Annotated in this window: 12 protein-coding genes and 1 pseudogene; 1 reads left to right on the top strand and 12 read right to left on the bottom strand. The window is 50.7% G+C overall.

The genetic code is table 11. The annotated features are described in order from the left end of the window. Positions 1–14: 14 nt before the first annotated feature. The 10 genes from M6D81_RS05180 to M6D81_RS05135 form a co-directional block, all read right to left on the bottom strand. Complete coding sequence (locus M6D81_RS05180) at positions 15–830, bottom strand: HAD-IIA family hydrolase (RefSeq protein WP_262675779.1); 816 nt, start codon at positions 828–830, stop codon at positions 15–17. An 8-nt stretch (positions 831–838) separates the two neighbouring features. Beyond that, positions 839–2,389, bottom strand: coding sequence for a glycerophosphodiester phosphodiesterase family protein (locus tag M6D81_RS05175; protein WP_262675752.1), 1,551 nt, complete (start codon positions 2,387–2,389; stop codon positions 839–841). A 50-nt stretch (positions 2,390–2,439) separates the two neighbouring features. After that, the gene (locus tag M6D81_RS05170) at positions 2,440–3,375 is read right to left on the bottom strand and encodes a metallophosphoesterase (RefSeq protein WP_262675751.1); all 936 of its coding nucleotides are present in this window, start codon (positions 3,373–3,375) and stop codon (positions 2,440–2,442) included. 24 nt (positions 3,376–3,399) lie between these two features. Next, positions 3,400–4,242: a carbohydrate ABC transporter permease gene (locus M6D81_RS05165; protein ID WP_262675750.1), complete on the bottom strand. Its 843-nt coding sequence runs from the start codon at positions 4,240–4,242 to the stop codon at positions 3,400–3,402. Between the two features lie 16 nt (positions 4,243–4,258). Continuing rightward, positions 4,259–5,209, bottom strand: coding sequence for a carbohydrate ABC transporter permease (locus M6D81_RS05160; protein WP_262675749.1), 951 nt, complete (start codon positions 5,207–5,209; stop codon positions 4,259–4,261). A 29-nt stretch (positions 5,210–5,238) separates the two neighbouring features. Next, positions 5,239–6,741: an ABC transporter substrate-binding protein gene (locus M6D81_RS05155; RefSeq protein WP_262675748.1), complete on the bottom strand. Its 1,503-nt coding sequence runs from the start codon at positions 6,739–6,741 to the stop codon at positions 5,239–5,241. A gap of 82 nt (positions 6,742–6,823) precedes the next feature. Continuing rightward, complete coding sequence (locus tag M6D81_RS05150; protein ID WP_262675747.1) at positions 6,824–8,230, bottom strand: response regulator transcription factor; 1,407 nt, start codon at positions 8,228–8,230, stop codon at positions 6,824–6,826. Continuing rightward, complete coding sequence (locus M6D81_RS05145) at positions 8,205–10,034, bottom strand: cache domain-containing sensor histidine kinase (protein ID WP_262675746.1); 1,830 nt, start codon at positions 10,032–10,034, stop codon at positions 8,205–8,207. The genes M6D81_RS05150 and M6D81_RS05145 overlap by 26 nt, the downstream gene beginning before the upstream one ends. Before the next feature lie 221 nt (positions 10,035–10,255). Continuing rightward, the gene (locus M6D81_RS05140) at positions 10,256–11,209 is read right to left on the bottom strand and encodes a hypothetical protein (RefSeq protein WP_262675745.1); all 954 of its coding nucleotides are present in this window, start codon (positions 11,207–11,209) and stop codon (positions 10,256–10,258) included. Next, positions 11,206–11,763, bottom strand: a complete 558-nt coding sequence (locus M6D81_RS05135) for an RNA polymerase sigma factor (RefSeq protein ID WP_262675744.1) — start codon at positions 11,761–11,763, stop codon at positions 11,206–11,208. Before M6D81_RS05135 ends, M6D81_RS05140 begins: the two co-directional genes overlap by 4 nt. A gap of 273 nt (positions 11,764–12,036) precedes the next feature. Here M6D81_RS05135 and M6D81_RS05130 point away from each other — a divergent pair, with 273 nt between their 5' ends. Beyond that, positions 12,037–12,246 (top strand): site-specific integrase, encoded by a 210-nt coding sequence (locus M6D81_RS05130; protein WP_262675743.1) that lies wholly within the window; start codon positions 12,037–12,039, stop codon positions 12,244–12,246. Between the two features lie 116 nt (positions 12,247–12,362). Here the strand turns inward: M6D81_RS05130 and M6D81_RS05125 are convergent. Both M6D81_RS05125 and M6D81_RS05120 read right to left on the bottom strand, forming a co-directional pair. After that, positions 12,363–12,644 (bottom strand): annotated as a pseudogene (locus M6D81_RS05125) (reverse transcriptase domain-containing protein); the annotation flags it as partial. A 511-nt stretch (positions 12,645–13,155) separates the two neighbouring features. Then, positions 13,156–18,540 (bottom strand): S-layer homology domain-containing protein, encoded by a 5,385-nt coding sequence (locus M6D81_RS05120; RefSeq protein ID WP_262675742.1) that lies wholly within the window; start codon positions 18,538–18,540, stop codon positions 13,156–13,158. Positions 18,541–18,647: the final 107 nt, after the last annotated feature.

Genomic DNA, 18,647 nt, shown 5'->3' with positions numbered 1-18,647 from the left:
GCGCCAAAGGTTGATCAAGCCCGAAGCACAATCCTTCTCAGCTGCTTCATACTGTTCATCGTATAATCCGGCTTGATGGCTTCGGTTCGGTCACTATCGCATGGTTGATGCACGGTTCGAAGCCACACCGTCCTCATCCCGACTTTGGCCGCCCCCTGAATGTCCGTATAAAGGTTATCTCCGATCATCACGCATTGTTCACTATGGTAACCGCTCATCCGGATTCCGTAATGAAACAAATAAGGCGCCGGTTTTCCAAAATAGTCGACTTTATACCCGAGCATATACTCTACAGAAGCTGCCAAAGCCCCTGTCTCAGGAATGCTACGATTGTTCTCCCCCGGGTGGGACGCATCCGGATTTACGGATAGGAGAGCCGCTCCGTTCCTTGCATCCTCCGCAATGCTCTGCAACTTCCGATAGGAGAAGTCGGTATCTCTTCCAATGACGATTAATTGTGCCGTCTCCTCCGAGTGAAGGGGAAGCAAGCGAACGCCTTCCTCTCGGAAAGCTTCTTCCAGCCCCGGACTTCCTGCCACTTTTACAGATATGGAACCGTAGGTCTCAAGGACATGAGTGCATACATAATCAGTAGCCGCAATGATGCGCTCCGGCGCCACCGGCAAGCCCATATCCGATAATTTCACACCTATCTCCCGGGCTCTTTCGCGCGAGTTGTTAGTTATGAAGAAGACCTCTCTTCCCTTCTTCCGCAGCTGTTGAATCAGTAGCTTGGCGTCCGGGTCCAATCTCGTACCATGATACACGCACCCGTCCAGGTCAAAAAAATAGACGTTTGCCCGCCTTAATAATTCATATTCCGTATGCATCACCCGAGTCACTCCTCCACTGTATGCAACGGATTGTTGGTTAATACTGCGTCGATACCGATGTGGAAGAGACGCCGTGTCTCCTCCGGATTGTCTGAATAAAACAGATTGCATCGGATTCCTGCCGCATGCGCCCTTTGTACCTCTTCCTCATTGCAATAAGCTGGGAAAAACTGCAGTCTGCCGCATTCATACTGTATGGCATGGTCCACCAAATTCCAGCTTGCTTGCTCGACCAGACAGCACCGTTCGATATTCGGAGCGTGTTGCAAGGCGTATTCCAACACATCCCGATCACCGGCAATATAGATGCTGGCGGCGGCATCATATTGATCGGCTAATGCTCTAATCCGCTTGATGACGTAACCGTCCTCGCCGGCATCTTTCACATGCACGTTCATAATGATACGGCCGGCATATTGCTCCAGCACGTGATCCAGCAAGGGTAGCTTTGTTCCTTGCCACGCAGGCGAGAACGAACTGCCAGCGTCATAGCGCTGCAGCTCGGCCCAACTGTAATCGCTGACCAGACCGGTTGCATTCGTCGTCCGCTCGAGCGTTGCGTCATGAATAACGATCAGCTCGCCGTCCTTCGAGCAGCGAATATCGAATTCGATTTCATCAACGCCAAGTGCGATCGCAGCTCCGAATGCAGGCATTGTATTCTCCGGGCAGTTAGCGCTAAAGCCGCGATGAGCGATAAGGGCCGGCGACTTCACCGCAAGCTTGCCTATTCCGGGTCCCGCATTCCGATACAATTCAGAACGCCGATTCCTCTCGATGATCTCGCGCGAATTCAGCACACCGCCGCCATAGGAAGACGGTCTCCACCACTTGTCCTTGATGTTCACTTTCGTGTGAAAAATACCAACCTCTTGCTCAGCGCAGCTTAATACTTCCCCTCGCGGATGAACCAGCATCGACATGCCCCCGGCTTCGCTCGTCGCGCCCATCGAATACGAACAGCGCAACAGGTAGCTGCCGCTGTCCAGCGCCCGGGAGATGGCCTGAGCGGTCAACACCTCGCTGCGCTCGGACCTCTGATAAGTAGGCACGATGATGATATCCGGACGTCCCGCAGCCAGCCTTTCGAAAAATTCCGGAAAGTATAGTTCGAAGCAGGTGGCAAAGGAAACACGAATGCCCTCTATCACCACATGCCGTACCGTATCGCCAGGAACGAGCCGTAAGGTGCCGCGTTCAAACTCGGTCAGATGCGTCTTGTCATACTCTGCCGCAACCTTGCCCTTACGATCGATCCATACCGTCGTATTGCGTAATCCCGCTTCTGTAAGACGTACGATATTCCCGGCGATATGCATGCGCTTATCCTTTGCAATACCGGATAGTTCGGCCAGAAAGTCGCGGCTTTCCCGCTTTATGAATTGCAGCAGCTGATCGTAGCTGTCCAATCCCGGACAGTTGGCATACTCCGGCAAGACGAGCAAATCGGTGTCTTCCTGCACCTGCAGCGCTTGATCCAGCATATAACGAACGCTATCGAGCGGGTTCATCTTGTCCAGATGCGGATAAGGCGGTTGGATATAGGCAATATTCATGCGTCGCACATCTCCATTCTTCATTAAGAATATCTCGAAATTCCCGCCTGCTATAGGGGGCTATACTTCGTCTGCTCCAAACGGCTTCTGTCAATCTCTCGGAAACAAAACTCCACCTCATGCCCATCGCCGGCTTCCGCACCGTCAAGCATCGGGTTGATGACCATGTGCTTGAGCACCCCCGCTTGACCATTCATCGTCACAAGCCGGAAGCGACCGCTGCCGCCCTTATCAGCGCCTTGCCAGTTCTGAAACGACTGGAACACCGGATTGCCATGATCTCCAATAGCAACACTATAGCTAATCGAGTATGGAATCTGATGTCCGGAGTAGATGGCGATGATATTGCGATGCTTCCGGAAGCACTTCTTCCACATCTCTTCACCGTCATTAGCTCCTTCAGCGCCGGCATAGTCTCTCGGATTATATTCATCGCCCAGCTTGCTCGGAGTAGCATCTAGATACAAGTAACAATGTGTCACTATAATCGCATGATGATCTTCATAGGTGGCAAGCAGACCGTCCGCCCACGCGAGCACTTCATCGCGCGGTCCGAACTCCAGGGCGATAAACAGCAGTTGCAGCCCATTGCTCTCGATCACGGCATAGGCGTTCTCGGGTTTTCCCTGTTCGTATAAACCGCGCAGCCATTCCCTCCCCGCCAATCGCGAGACGCCAAAGTAATGTCTGAACATATCCAGACTGCGATCTTCATTCAACAGATTGTCATAATCATGGTTGCCCGGCACAATCAGCATCGGCACTCCCGCTTCATCAATCATATCCAAGGCTGCCTTGGCGTCTTGGAACTGTCGCTCATCATTCGCACCAAGATGCACGACGTCACCCAGATGAAGAACCATCTCAATACGATAGTCCTCTCTATGATCCACGATCCACTTCGCCATCTGCCGCAGCACCTCAGGATGCTGCCAAGCCGCGATTTGCGTGTCGGGTATAATGGCCATCGCAATAGTCATCATCATCACCTCATGTCCATGATTTACGTCTTACCCTTTAACCGAACCGGATATCCCTTCGATAAAGAACCGTTGGAAGGCAACGAACACCGCAATGATCGGCATGATCGATATGACGGCTGCAGCAGCCATTCCCGTCCAGTCCACCGAATGCTCGCCGACAAACGCATACATTCCGACCGCCAATGTCCGCAAATCCGGATTATTCATCGTAAAAATAAGCGGTACAAAAAATGAATTCCACGTCCAGATAAACTGCATAATCGCTGTCGTTGCAATCATCGGTTTGGAGAGCGGCAGCATCACAGTCCGGAATGTCCGCAAAAAGCCGGCTCCATCCATCTCCGCCGACTCCTCCAGTTCATTCGGCAGCTTATAGAAGTAAGACATAAACAAGAGGATGAACAACACATGCGCGCCGGAAGACTCCGCTAGAATGACACCCGGCAGCGAATTCAGCAGGCCCATATATTTGATCGTCATATAGATCGGCAATATCGTATAACCCTTCGGCATGAACATCGTCGCGGTAATGACGATGACAAACAACTTGCGTCCCGGGAACTGCACGCGCCCAAGCGCGTAACCCGTCAGGGCGCACATCAGCACAACAATGACAACCGTAGCCACGGTGATGATCACCGTATTCTGGAAGTAACCAGAGAAGTTGGCCTCTGTCCAGGCACGATTGTAATTGTCCCATTGCGGCGCTTCCGGGAGCAGCTTGATCCCGGAGGCAATCAGCTCTGTATTCGTCTTGAACGATGAAAACAGCATCCATACAAAGGGATAGACCCATACAATGCCGAGAGCGATCAACACAGTGTGAATCGCTAATCCTTTGACTTTGACTTGCTTCTGCCAAGCTCTCACCAGCGACCACTCCTCTCTATCTCGTTCTGGCTTGCTTGACAAACCAACCTAGCACCAAGGTTATTCCGAATACGGACAAGCCGAAGATGATACCGGCAGCCGATGCATATCCATATTGCGGAAAACCGGATATATCGAACACCTGGCGGTAGATATATAAATCCATCATGTCAGTGCTATAGTACGGACCGCCTTCCGTCAACGTCTTGACGAGATCGAAGACATGTAGGCTGTTCGTTACGCATAGCAGCAGAACAACGGCGGCGATCGGCATGATCAGCGGCAATGTAATATAACGAAATGTCTTGACAGCGTCGCAGCCGTCGATGCTGGCCGCCTCATAAATATCCTTCGGCAGGGATTGGAGGCCTGCAAGCCAGTACACCATCATCATCCCGAAAAACTTCCATGAGCCGATCGCAATCACAATGATCATCGCCGATGTCGGCTTACCCAGCCAGGAGTAAGGTTCTTGCAACATTCGCAGACTGATCAGCAATTCATTGAAGAAGGCATGCTGGTTGCCGAAGATAGAGCGCATGATGATCCCTATGATCGCAGTCGTCGTCACAACCGGCAAGAAGTACAGCGTCCGGTAAAACACTCTGCCTTTCAACATGCCGTTGTTCAGCCAGATCGCCAACAACAAGCTTGAAGGCATCAATAATAAGGTCACTCCACCCGTGTAGATGAAACTATTCTTGAACGCATTCCAGAACCTTTCATCCCCGATTACACGCGTATAGTTGTCGAAATTCACAAAATCGTCGAGCGGTCCTATACCATTCCAATCATAGAAGGAATATACATAGCTCATTACAATGGGATAAAGCGTAAACAAAATAAGAAATAAAAGCTGCGGAAGTATAAACACATATGCCCACGCAATTCGGCTCCCCTTGCGTCTTCTAAACGTCCCCGCCCTGGGAGCAGGGCCCGCTGTCGTCCAGCCGATTGGATTCGCCATACATCCTTCCCCCGTTCTCTATTAGCCGATTATTGCGCTTCATAAGGTACAAGGGGCGTCCAGTTCGGGAATACCCAGTCGCTGACGTCTACTTCCAAACCTTCCTGTTTCACCTTGGCAATCGCGTCTTCGTGAGCCTTCTGGGTCTCGTCGCTCAACTTCTGCAGCGTACCCGCCAGGTCACTGATCTGTCCGCTCAAGTAACCTTCCATAATTGTGCCAATCGTCTCCTTCGGTTTTTTGCCGCTCGCCTCGCTATAGACGGCAACCGCATTTTGATTAACCATAATGGCGTCGGGAGAAGGGACGAACTGTTCGTTTTGGATCTGCAGCGTCTTCTTCAGAAGTTCATGGGGCATCGTCGCTGCTTCATTGATTGTCGGCATCGGAGAGTATTGCACACCGGCATTGACGATCTTTGGATAATACTTATCCATGAAGTATCTGAGGAAAACGCCAACCTCTTCCGGATGCTTCGTATGCTTGGATGCGTGCAGACCTGCCGCCAGATTTCCCGTGAATTCTATATATTGCTGCCCGCCCGACTTCGTCGGCAGGAACTCTACACCGAAATCAACGAAGTCCATGCCCACGAATTCGGCTGCGCGCCATGCGCCGTCGAACAAGAAGGCAGCCTGACCCGAGACGAACAAGCTCGATGCTTCCTGTGCGGTGATGACCAAGCTGTTCGGATGCACCAGCTTCGCATCTACCATGTCTTTGAAAAATTCGAGTGTCTCGACAATGCCCGGACGGTTTAATTCATAGTGACCGTTAGTAGGATTCATATGCGTAAACGGAAGGACTTCCGGACTGATCTCGGAGCCCATCGTTTGGGCGACTAATCCGACAAGCCAGCTGCTTTTCAACCCATATAGGAGGCCATAGGATTCACGGTTGGTGGCTGCCACCACTTGTTCGCTAACCTTAATCAGTTCCTCCCACGTCTTGGGGACATCTGCTTCAGTTAGCCCGGCCTTCTCCAGCACGTCCATATTGTAATACATAACGAATCCGTCTTTTTTGCTCGACATAATCGGCAGTGCATATACTTCTCCATTCATCTGCGTGGTGCCTTCCACCAGACTTCCTTGCTCGAATTCATGAATCCGATCTCCAATCACATCGCTCAACGGCAATAACTGGTCCAATTCATGCAGTTGATACACCGGAACAGTCGGGTGCGCTGCGAAGATATCCGGCAGGTTTTCACCCGCAATTGCAGTCTGGAGCTGTGCCACATATTGATCAGGAGCGGCAGAAGCAAGCTCCACCTTGATGTGCGGATACGCTTGCTCAAATTCCGTTATCGTCTCCTTCATCATGTCTTCCATGGGGCCAGGCCAACGTGACCACATCGATAATGCCACCTCCTGCGGCTTCTCATCCGGTTGGACTGTTTCTTTGCCGGTATTGGACGCAGCAGGCGCGTCAGGCTGGGAGTCATTGGTATTCGCGGATGAACAACCAACGACAATGACCAGCATGAGGACAATCAGAACGACACTCTTTAACACGTTTTTTTTCTGCAACCCTCTCACCTCGTTAATCAGTTTTGTCTGCATGCCCATCATACCGACTGAACGCATGCGAAGGCTTCAGAATCTTTTAACTTCATTGTGTGAATTTTTTAGTGCGGTAATCTTTCGGAGTCAAACCGTAGGTTTTCTTGAACAGCTTGCTAAAATAACGGAAGTCCAGATACCCGATTTCTTCTGCAATTTCCGCGATACTTTTATTCGTGTTATCGAGCATCGATTTCCCTCGATCCAGCTTGTGTCTGACGACATGATCAATAAAGTTCATCCCTGTTTTATGCTTGATCAGCTTGCTTAGCGTTACCGGATGGAGATGGAGCTGTTCGGCCAAGCCTGAGAGACCTAACTTGGAATCAGTCGACTGATGCAGCAAAGCGAGCGCTTGCTCGACCACGTCGCTATCGCCGAACTCTGCCTGGGACTCTTGCAGCAAAGCTCGCATTCCTCCCTTGATAAAGTACAGAATATCGTATTTCAACTGAACCCAGCTCGAAGCTTGCAACACCCACATCTGCCAATAGTGAACCTGTTCATCCTCATATATCGTATATGGGCGGCGGGTCGTCATCACAACTTCCGCTATCGCCAACATCTTTGCGCATTCCTTGCGAAATACCGCTATCGGCAAACCTTCCGCAGTCTCGAACCAGTCCGACAAACATTCGGCCAGCTCATCGATCTCACTGCGAACGAGCAGATCAACCAGCTTCTCATTCAACCTGCGAATTTCCTGACTTGCGAAGCTCCCTTGCGACCGACTCACCTGACGATCTGGGCGTTCGAAGAAGTGGACGCTTTGCCATCCTTCTTCTGCGCGGATCAGGCTGGAACTAAATTTATCTGCAGTATGAAACAGCCCTGGCCCTCTTCGATCTGTATCAGCGGCAATCCGTACTTGTCCGGCATGATCATGATCGATACTGAATGTGAATATCGTGTACTCCTCAGACCGAGTCTGGCTCCGACCTCTGCCTGACAGCTCGATCAGCTTGGGCACACGAGCATCCAGCCACATGGCAGGCTGATACACTTCATGAATTGTGATCTTCATCTGGTGCTGCATCCATATACGATCGGTCAATAGCTGCATCTCCGCTTCCCATCTCGTTCGGAGGCGCCGCCCAACCAACTGAACGGCTTCGGCCAGCGCTTGCCGGCTAGCCGGCTTCAGCAAGTATTGCAAGGCACCGTGTTTCATCGCTTGTTGGGCATATTCAAATTCATCATAACCGCTAAGCACGACAACCTCCGTCTCCCAGTGCCTCTTGCGAATCTCCTCCAGCAGCGCAAGACCGTTCAACGTCGGCATCATAATATCGGTAATCACCAGCTCGGGTCGAATCAGATCCAGCTTGTTCAGCGCTTCTAATCCAAAGCCGATATCGAAAACCTGCAAACGATCTTCCACATTCAGCCGATGCAATTTCTCGACAATACTTTCCCGTACAGTTTGTTCGTCATCTATGATGCATATCCGGATCATCCTCAGCGTCCCCCTTGTTTGCAATCTCTATAGTAATTCGCACACCGCCCGTCGATGCATGGTCGATCGTCATCTCCAAGCGCCTGCCATACGCGAGAAGAAAACGTCGATACACATTATAAATCCCGGTATGCCGTTTGAAGTAGTCATGGACGATCTCACCGCGGCTCGCGATTAATTGGCGATAATAGCCTAATGTGATCTCGTCCATACCTGTTCCGTTATCGCAGATTACTAATCGCAAGCCATTATCGCTAACTGCCGACTCCACTATTAACTCCAGCGGTTCCGCCGTCGCCTCCGGGCTCCACCCATACTTTAGAGCATTCTCTACGAACGGCTGAATGCTCAGTTTCATGATCGGAATTGACTCTGAAGCCGGATCGATGAGCCATTGCATCCCAATATCATTCTGCGTCCGAAGCTGGTGAATCCGGATCAGGTCGCGGACATAATCCAATTCTTCCCGGACCGTGGTCCACCCGCCATCCTGTCGGATCGAGAATCGCATCATCTTTGCGACGATCTGAACGACTTCCTCGATCTTCTCACCTTCGTTTCTTATCGCATACAATTCGATAATTTCCAGCGTGTTAAACAAGAAGTGCGGGTTAATATAGGCCTGCAGCTGCAGCAGCTCCACTTCCTTTTGCCGCATCGTTGTCTTGAATACTTGCATCTCCATCACGTCTATCCGCGTCAGCATCTTGTTATACGTGTGGATCAGGAAGTCGATTTCGCTATGTGACGCTCGCGGCACTTCAATCAACTTCTTCGTCTTGCCTAACATCGCCATCGATTGCTTCAAGCGATATAACGGTCTAAGAATGGAATTGGCTGAAAGTGTAGCCAGCACAATCGAACCCATAACAAGCAGCGCCCCCACGCTCCAAACAACTCGTGTTGCCCGCTTGGTTCCCTTCGACATCTCCTCGAGCTCGGCCAAGCTGATCAGTGTCCAGTTATCATAAGCCAAACGCTCGTAACTCACCTGGATCTGACCCTCACTTCGATTCTTTTGATAGATATACGTCCCCTTCTGTGCCGCTTGTGGTTCATGATGGGCAAGCAATGCGGCAGGAGCTTCTCCTTCGCTTATGGGAATACGATCACCCGTTGCTTCGTGGTATAGAAGGATCTGATGATGATAGCTGTCGCGTTCAGTCTTCTCCATGAATGCAAAGAAAACCTGCGGATCTATCTCAATGATTAACCTAGCCTTCTCGACCTTGCCAGAGAAGCTGGTTACGGGTTTGACCAAGGAGAATACCTCTTTTCTTCCCACATGCATATAACTTCGCTCATGAGTCGGAAGCAGGCTCAGCGAATCTCGTTCGAACAACTGCCCATAAAATGCGTCATCCCGCAAGTCGTACAAATAATTGATCGACTCATTATGCGCCCCCGATTCGTAAAATGTCTTTCCCGCTTGATCCACATACAGGATACCCCGAATATAAGTCCTCGATTGCGCCAATTTTTCCAAATAGTCGCCAAAATCCTGCATCTGGCGAAGCTGACTTACGGTATCCTCGTTTGATGTATGAACATAGCGCTGGAAAGCCTCATCAATGATCAGAGCATTAAGCATCTGATCCAAACTTATGATCTGGGCATTGATCTCGCTTGCGACCAGATCCACGAAATGCTCTGCAATGACCTTATTTTGATCCATGCCTGATCGAAACATGAGTGTCCGTGATGTGAGTCCGACAATGATGACCGGAATAACAGAGAGCAGGAGCAGTAATATCAGGAGTTTGGTTTTCAAGGATGCAGCACGTAATCTGACCATTCTTTTCATTGTCTGGAAGCCTCCATAAGATTGCAGGGATCATCCTAATAAAATAGAAAAACACCGCTTCATTTGGTAAAGTGAGAGTGTCTAGCAATCACTGCCATAAAGAAGAGGTGTCTTCTATAGGATAGAGCAAAACGCACGACCGAATCAACATGAACTTCCAAATGAACTTAAACCGCAGATTGCGCTCAAAGGAATGCCGCCTTGCACTGGGGTGAACGCGCTTAATTGATCGGGCTGCGGAGTTCCTTTACCTCCATCGCCTTTTTACTAAACTGATACACGACAGTGACATTTTCTATAATCTCCGTATTCTGATAGGCAAGGGAACCCTCGAACTCTAAAGTATCATTGTCTTTCCATACAATGTTATTTGCATAACTATAATTTTCATGATCGGTTCGAATCCATGTATCCAATTGTTTTTGCGCGCCGTATTTCACTCTTGCTGATTCTACTAGCTCTGGACTTGTCATCCCCTCTTCAACATCCATAACTTGAAGGAATTCACTTTTATTAGAATTTGTCACTATCGCAACCAACTGCTGATTTGGCGAAGGAATCATTTGTTTAATATACATGGAGGGTGTAGAAAAGCTGAAATACCGTTCAAGCACATTGTCTTTTATCCTCCAAATAACATTTTGACTTCCATAATCAGAATAATTGTTAAACAATGTAAATATTACACTTTCATCTGCCAGCTTAATAATATAAGGACTCTGATACGTTTCTGATAGAATATCTATGGCGAAAGCAGCCGCATCGGCGATTTTTTGATGATCATTTTTCAAAAGCGGTCGAATTTCTTTTAGCGCTTTTTCTCTCAGTTTTTGATCATTAAAGCACTCTACTAGCCGATTAATAGCAATATATATATGTTCATGATTATCACTTTTTAAAGCTTGCAGAAATTTTCCCGCATCATATGGAGTAGGAGGTAGTAACTCCATCTCTTCTGCTAATAAATAGCGAATGTAAGGCTCTGCATTTTGTTTTTTAATATACTCTGTTGCTAATAGGACAGTAGAGGTTGAAACATAAAGGATCAGACATGCCACCAAAACAGCCCACTTTTTAGAAATACCTTTCCTTTCTTTTATTTCACTATGTTCTGCCGCAGCAATTAAGTTTTCGTCGATTAATCCGATCTCCCGAAATAACTCTTCTCTTCTCATAGGTTAACCCCCTCTTTATGCAGATGATCTTTAAGTTTATTTCTTGTTCGAAATAATATGGACTTCACTTTACTACTACTCATACGAAACATCCTGGCAATACTCTCGATTGAATCTGAGTACCAGTACCTCCTGATAAATAAATTTCTTGCTTGCTCATCTATGGCATATAAAAATTGATTTATTAAATTTGCGATCTCACCTGCTTCATACTCTGTTTCCACAGTATCAGGGGAAGCTATACATCCTTCTAATTCACTTAGAATGACTTCAAACTGACGAGTACGCTTTTTCGCTGTATTATAACCATGTTTATCAAGCGCAATATTACGTGTAATCCTCCCGAGAAATACAGAGAACTTCCTGGGCATATTAGGCGGTATTGCATTCCATGCTGCTAAGTATGTATCGTTCTCACACTCTTCAATATCTGAATAGTTGGAAAGTATGTTTCTTGCAATCGCTTTGCAATATGCTCCATACTTATTTTTAGTCTCTACAAGGGCTTGCTGCGAACGTTGTAAATATAGGTGAACTATCGCTCGATCTTTCATCCGTTATTCTCCTCATTCATATTCTCTTAACTATATAGTAGACAATTCGTAGAACTGGTTGCACTTATACTATAATTCTTGAATAAATAATATTAGCACTTCCGGGTATGCCTCTAGATAAGATCGAGTAGGAGGAGGCGCCTAGCCTCCGTCCTCTCACACCACCGTACATGCGGGTCCGCATACGGCGGTTCCAAAAGGTTAACAAAGCTCTAAATAACGAGAAAGCAAACTTTTCAGCCCTTTCGCTTCCCAATAGGAGGTCGAGAGGCTATGCATTTACTACAGGCAGGAGTAAACCTCATCTACATTCGCGATTTTCTTGGACATGTCGATTTAAAAACGACAGAAATCTATGCCAGAGCGGATACCGAGACAAAAAGAAAAGCGATTGAGAATGCCTATCCTGATCTGATTGACAACAATCTTCCTGACTGGAGTCAGGATCAAGCGCTCCTTTCCTGGCTGTCCGAACTCAAGTAGGCTAGATATTATGCAAAGTAGATGGAGTCAAGATCCTTTTATTTAATGGCTTTATGAAGTTTACTTTGCATAATATTTTACTTTGCATAAGGCGGTTTATGCGAAGCTTTGCATAAGCCGCCTTGCGGCGTACCCTCTCCCGTTTTCTCGAACACCCCATTCGCCAAGACACCTGCATTTAGATAAGCACGGATGAGCTTCAGAACTCTTTTGTCTGCCACTTTCCGTGCTACCCTTGCCATGAGCATGTCGTGGTTCACTCGGTCAAAGAACTTCGCTAAGTCCATGTCTACAACCCATCGAAAGCCTTCTTGGATGTAGCTCTGGGCTTGCTTCACAGCATCATGTGCTCGCTTACCGAGGCGAAAGCCGTAGCTCTGCCTCGAGAAGTTCACGTCTTCTGCTGTCTTTGCTCTTCATACGAACGCATCGGTTTCCTCTCTCCTTTCGGTTCGGCCCTTCCGGTTTCTGGCGTCCCATACTCCCGTACTATGGCTTCTGCTGACTCCTGTGGATTCAGCGCGGCTTCCCAGCCGCGATTACGAAATGACTTCGCGTATTCCACAGGCCTCCCCAGATAAGAACGTCATCTTTCTGCAGCAACCACTCAAGTCTACAAAATTAGCCCTTGGCGACTTTGGATTTCGTCATGTATTGGTGACTCATCCGACTAATCCTGCCTCAAATTGAGTTCGTGTACCTTGGCTCGTGCATTTGCCTCCAGCTTCCTTCAGATTCCACCTCGCGGCGGGCACCCTTGTTCCTGGCTAACGGTAGGCGTTCGCCAGCCCCTGTTCGGGACTCTCACCCTAGAGATGACGCTCATGCTGGGCGTACAATAGGAATAGACCGCCCTTCGTAAGAGAGTGGCGGTCTATTTGAAGCTGTTGTCTGTATCTTCACATGACGCTATTCTGCAATAAAATTCAAATCTCTCAGCAAGCGGGCCAGCAGCACAACGGCTTCGGCGCGGGTCGTATGAGCCTTCGGCTCAAAGCGATGCTCGTTTCGTCCTTGGACGATGCCGTCTTGCACGAGATTCGCCACGGCTTGCCCGGCCCAATCTGAAATGCTCGCTTGATCCTCGAAAGCATTCAGGGTTTGGGAGGCATCCGCTTGTGCGGCTTGCCCGTTCACGAAATGTCTTGCCCGGTCAATCAGCACCGCCAGTTCTTCCCGGCGTATCGGCTGATGGGGCCGGAAGCTGTTGTCGGCATAGCCCTGAATCAGCCCGGCCTTCACGGCCGCCGTTGCAGCAGGCGCATACCAGGCATCGGAGGACATATCGGCGAACCCGGTATCGGATGCATCACTCTGAACCGTAGATAATCCCAGCGCGCGCACCAGCAAGGCTGTGAATTCAGCCCGCGTAATATTGGCATTCGGGGCAAAGCGATCCGGGGCGGCGCCTTCGACAATTCGTTTGGTCGCCAGCAGCTCCACTTCTGCTTTCGCCCAGTGGTCCGTTAGGTCCCCAAAGCTTTTGCCAGTCGGTTCGACTACTGCATAGAGACTGTTATGCGGTACGTGCATCACCATTTCCGGCGTTCCGTCCGGACGCGTTCCCGGCAGGGAAGGGATGTAGCGGAATGTTTTTGTTTCCGGCACCATCTCTACTCCTATCAAGGTGGCGGCATCCTCTGCCTCATCGATGACAATCGCCCGGGTCATATAGGTTCCGCCGAAATCGCTGATTTCAAGCGATTGTCCGTCTGCCTCCACCGTCACCTTGAAGTCGATGACACGGCTGACCAGACGCATCCCCTGATCGGCGGCAAGCTGCCGGATCTCTGCTTCGGTGTCCGGATCCAGTTTCTCCAGCTTAATGGTAAGCTTCATATCCTCAAGCTCCACGCCAAGCGTCTCGGCTATCTGCTCCCAATGGAGCGCTGGAATCGCCAGCTGATAGCTTGCTCCGTTTAGCTCCACATGGATGGAGAGGTTCGGCTTGGATTGCATAGCCGATACGAGGGAGGAGGCCGGCAATTGCACTTGCACAATGCCTTCCGTATCATCCACCCGAATGGTCAGCAGGTCCTTCTGTAGTTTCTTCAACGCTTGATTCAGCGCAGTTTCATTAATGCTTAACTGCTCTATGATGGTGCCGTCACCCTGCGTAATCTTTTGGATGTTGTTGGTAGAGTCAAGCAAGAGTGAATCTTCGTATAAACCGGCTTGATTGTTGATGATCGGGAGGACAAGTGTGAACAGCTTGAAACGATTGGATACGGCTTGCTGTGTATGGCCAACCCTATCCATGCCTCTCACATGCAGGTACCAATCGCCGTTCACACCACTCTTCGTCATTTCATCTCCGCTAGCAAAGCTGGTCCACTCTTCGTCCCCAGCCGGCACACCGGCGCTATTCTTCCATACATATTGCAGACTGGACGGATCGACACCGCTGTCATTGTCGCTAATGGTAACGGTAGTGGAAGCCCGGGTTGCATTCTCTTCATTGCCATTCGTGTCGAAGACAATTGCTGGTGCGCTGTTGTCCAGCAGGAAGCGGTTCGATCCGCTGTCCACGGTGCTGCCTGCCGCATCGGCAGCCTGGATATGCAAGTACCAGTCGCCGTCCACGCCGCTTAGCGACAAGGTGTCTCCGTTTACAAAACCGGTCCATGCTGCTCCGCTGTCCGGCGTGCTTGGGCTCTGTGTCCACGCATATTGCAGACTGTCCGGATTGACGCCGCTATAACTGTCACTTACTGTAACGACAGTGGATGCCGAGGTCGCAAACGATTCATTGCCGTTCGTGTCGAAGACAACTGCTGGTGCGCTGTTGTCGAGCCGGAAACGGTTCGACACGTCTTCCATGGCGTTGCCTGCTGTATCGGCAGCCCGGATATGCAAGTACCAATCGCCGTCCACGCCGCTTAGTGATAAGACATCTCCGCTTGCAAAGCCTGTCCACGCCACCGCATCACCGGGCATGGTTGCCTCGTCTGTCCACACATATTGCAGGGTGCCCGTATCGATGCCGCTGTCATTGTCGCTAACGTTAACGGTAGTGGATGCTGTTGCTTCATACGTTTCATTTCCATTCGTGCCCAAACCTGCGACCGGAACGGTTGAATCCACCCGGATGATATAGGATGACGTTAATTCATTATCGGCACTGTCCGCCGTTTTCACATCCAACGTATGCTGGCCTTCATTGCTAAAGGAAACCGGTGCGGAATAAGGCTGCCACGTCGATCCGCCATCGAGGGAATAGGTTGTGGAGATCACATCTACTCCATTGGTCGTTTGGTTCGTATACACGCTTGCCGTCACGCTTTGTTTCACCCAATCGCCTGCATTGTATTCACTGTCGTCGGCCAGCTTCAAATGGACATCGAGCACCAAACCGCTGCGGCTGATATGGATCGAGCGGGTCGTTGAGCTTGTATTGCCAACCCTGTCCGCTGCCCTGACCATCAGTGTATGTGCGCCTTCGTCGATGAAGGATAGCGGAGCGCTGTAGGGCTCCCACATACTGCCGTTATCCAGTGAATACTGCAGGGTGTCGATTCCGCTTAGTTCGTCTGAAGCGCTCAGGCTGGCCGTCACATTCTGATTCGTCCAGCTTCCGCTTGCATAAGGGGAATGATCCTGCTTCTGCAGCTCGATCTCGATCAAAGGGGCGCTATTGTCGAGCCGGAAGCGGTTCGACCCGACATTCGCAATATTGCCCACTTCATCGGCAGCCCGGATATGCAAATACCAGTCGCCGTTCACCCCGTTTTGTGTGAGCGAATCCCCGCTTGAGAAGCTTGTCCATGCGAATCCGTCATCCGGCGTACTGGAACTTTGCGTCCACACATACTGCAGGGTGTCTGGATCGACGCCGCTGTCGCCGTCGCTGACGGTAACGGTCGTCGAAGCGGATGATGCATACGTTTCACTTCCGTTCATGCCAAAGCTGACAACCGGAGCACCGTTATCTAACCGGAAGCGGTTCGACCCGGCATTCGCAACATTGCCCACTTCATCGGCAGCCCGGATATGCAAATACCAGTCGCCGTTCACCCCGTTTTGTGTGAGCGAATCCCCGCTTGAGAAGCTTGTCCATGCGGATCCGTCATCCGGCGTACTGGAACTTTGCGTCCACACATACTGCAGGGTGTCTGGATCAACGCCGCTCTCGCCGTCGCTGACGGTAACGGTCGTTGAAGCGGAGGTCGCCAACGTTTCATTGCCGTTCGTGCCCAAGCTGATAGTGGGAGCTGTTGCGTCTTCCACAATAGTCACGGTGTAGGTTTTCCCGGTCTGGAAGTACGGTTCTACATGGGCTTGAATGACGGTAGAATCTCCCGTCAGCGGAACATGAACTGCCGAAGCGCTCGTTTCATACGATCCGTTGATCTGCAGTTCGGCATATAGGGGACTGGCTAGCGTCGCCGTCACATTTACGTCGGTGGCCGAGGGGTTGACGTATCCCGTATAGCTGGTGACATTCGGATGGAAATTAGGACTTATCGCACCTGCAGCGATAGTCATACTGCTTAAATTCCAATTGCCCGGGGCTGTTAGATCAGGTTTGCCATAAACGCTCTCCCCCCATGACACGATGCTGCCATCCGACTTTAATGCCAAGGAATGATGATAACCAGCAGCAATCGCTACAACACCGTTCTGTGCTGCGGTCGGAACGGTCGTTTGTCCGTCCCCCCACGAGATGACACTGCCGTCTGATTTCAACGCCAGGGAATGACGGAATCCAGCCGCGATGGCTACGACGCCGCTCTGTGCTGCTGTCGGCACGTCCATTAGATCAAAACGATTGTCTCCCCATGCAACGACACTACCATCCGTCTTTAAGGCTAAGGAATGGTTTAGTCCGGCCGCAATGGATACGACACCGCTCTGCGCTTCAGTCGGAACGGACGCCTGGCCAAAATAATTATAGCCCCAACCGACAACACTGCCGTCCGCCTTTAATGCCAAGGTATGATTGCCTTCAGACACAATCGCTGTGACGCCGCTTTGCGCTGCGGTCGGGACATCCGTTTGACCTGCATCATTAATTCCCCAGGCGACGACACTGCCATCCGACTTTAGCGCCGCGGAATGATTGGCTCCTGCTACAATCGATACCACACCGCTCTGCGCTGCAGTCGGAACAGTTGTTTTACCGTAATCTGATTCCCCCCACGCAATGACAGTACCGTAAGACTTTAACGCCAGCGAATGCTCGCTACCGGCATCAATCGCTACCACGTCACTTTGCGCTCCGGTCGGGACGTTTATTTGCCCTGTATCATTGCTCCCCCACGCGACGACACCTCCATCCGACTTCAAGGCCAGGGCATGATAAAAACCAAGCGAAATTCCACTTGCCTTCACAGGCTTCGATAGTTCAGCCGGGACCGACGCTTGACCATTGCTGTTTAACCCCCAGGCGACGACACTGCCATCCGCCATTAACGCCAGGACATGTGCGCTCCCACCGTCAAGCGCCACGGTGCCGTTCTGCGCGCTGCTGGGAATGGTGATCTGCCCGAAAGTGTTGTCTCCCCAAGCAATGACAGAGCCGTCCGCCTTGCGCGCCATGGAGAAATTCTTTCCCGCTGCGACCCCCACCACCTCGCTTTGCGCCCCGGCCGGAACGGTCACTTGACCTCTATAATTGTAGCCCCAGGCGACGAGCGTGCCGTCCGTTTTTAACGCCAGGATATGATTGGCTCCGCTCGCGATCGCCGCGACGCCGCTTTGTGCCTCGGTCGGGACGATCGTTTGACCGTCGCCATTGTTGCCCCAGACGATGACTGTGCCGTCCGCCTTCAGCGCCACAGAATGGCCGGTTCCGGCCGCAATCGCCTTAACCCCGCTTTGCGCATTGGCGGGGACGGTCGACTGCCCCCAGTAGTTGTAGCCCCAGGCGATGACAGAACCGTCCGTCTTCAACGCCAGGGAATGGTTATCTCCTGCGGCAATGGCCACGACGCCGCTCCGCGCCTCGTCCGGGACATTCAATTGCCCGAGATTGTTGTTACCCCAAGCCACGACTTCGCCGTCTTCCGTCAGCGCCAAGGAGTGGCCGTATCCGGCCGAAACGGCTATAACCCCGCCTTGCGCTTCCGAAGGGACGTTCGTTTCGCCATAGGTGCGCCCCCAAGCGACGACCGAGCCGTCCGCCCTTACCGCCAAACTGTGCAAAAAGCCGCTCGCAATGGATACCACGCCTCGTGAACCTGCTGCTGATTGTGCCGCTTCTGCGGTATGCTGCCATCCGGGCAGCGCTATCATACTCATGAACAGTGACACGATCAAAATAATCGATATTCTACTACGAACCCGTCTTTTCACCTTTCGTTCTCCTCTACCTATTCATTTCATAGCTTTTGTGGCACTCGCATTGGAGATTTGCTATGATGATTGCTTATTTTCGCATATTTGTCCCCTTGAAATCTTAA

This window comes from Paenibacillus sp. J5C2022, assembly GCF_025567625.1.
GTDB lineage: Bacteria > Bacillota > Bacilli > Paenibacillales > Paenibacillaceae > Pristimantibacillus.
The sequence above is the reverse complement of the archived record's forward strand: the minus strand, read 5'-3'. Positions and strand labels throughout refer to the sequence as shown.

Coding starts and splice junctions, on each gene's coding strand:
- M6D81_RS05130 (WP_262675743.1), top strand. CDS start 12,037: ATGCATTTACTACAGGCAGGAGTAAACCTCATCTACATTCGCGATTTT.
- M6D81_RS05135 (WP_262675744.1), bottom strand. CDS start 11,763: ATGAAAGATCGAGCGATAGTTCACCTATATTTACAACGTTCGCAGCAA.
- M6D81_RS05140 (WP_262675745.1), bottom strand. CDS start 11,209: ATGAGAAGAGAAGAGTTATTTCGGGAGATCGGATTAATCGACGAAAAC.
- M6D81_RS05150 (WP_262675747.1), bottom strand. CDS start 8,230: ATGATCCGGATATGCATCATAGATGACGAACAAACTGTACGGGAAAGT.
- M6D81_RS05145 (WP_262675746.1), bottom strand. CDS start 10,034: ATGAAAAGAATGGTCAGATTACGTGCTGCATCCTTGAAAACCAAACTC.
- M6D81_RS05180 (WP_262675779.1), bottom strand. CDS start 830: ATGCATACGGAATATGAATTATTAAGGCGGGCAAACGTCTATTTTTTT.
- M6D81_RS05170 (WP_262675751.1), bottom strand. CDS start 3,375: ATGATGATGACTATTGCGATGGCCATTATACCCGACACGCAAATCGCG.
- M6D81_RS05160 (WP_262675749.1), bottom strand. CDS start 5,209: ATGGCGAATCCAATCGGCTGGACGACAGCGGGCCCTGCTCCCAGGGCG.
- M6D81_RS05175 (WP_262675752.1), bottom strand. CDS start 2,389: ATGAATATTGCCTATATCCAACCGCCTTATCCGCATCTGGACAAGATG.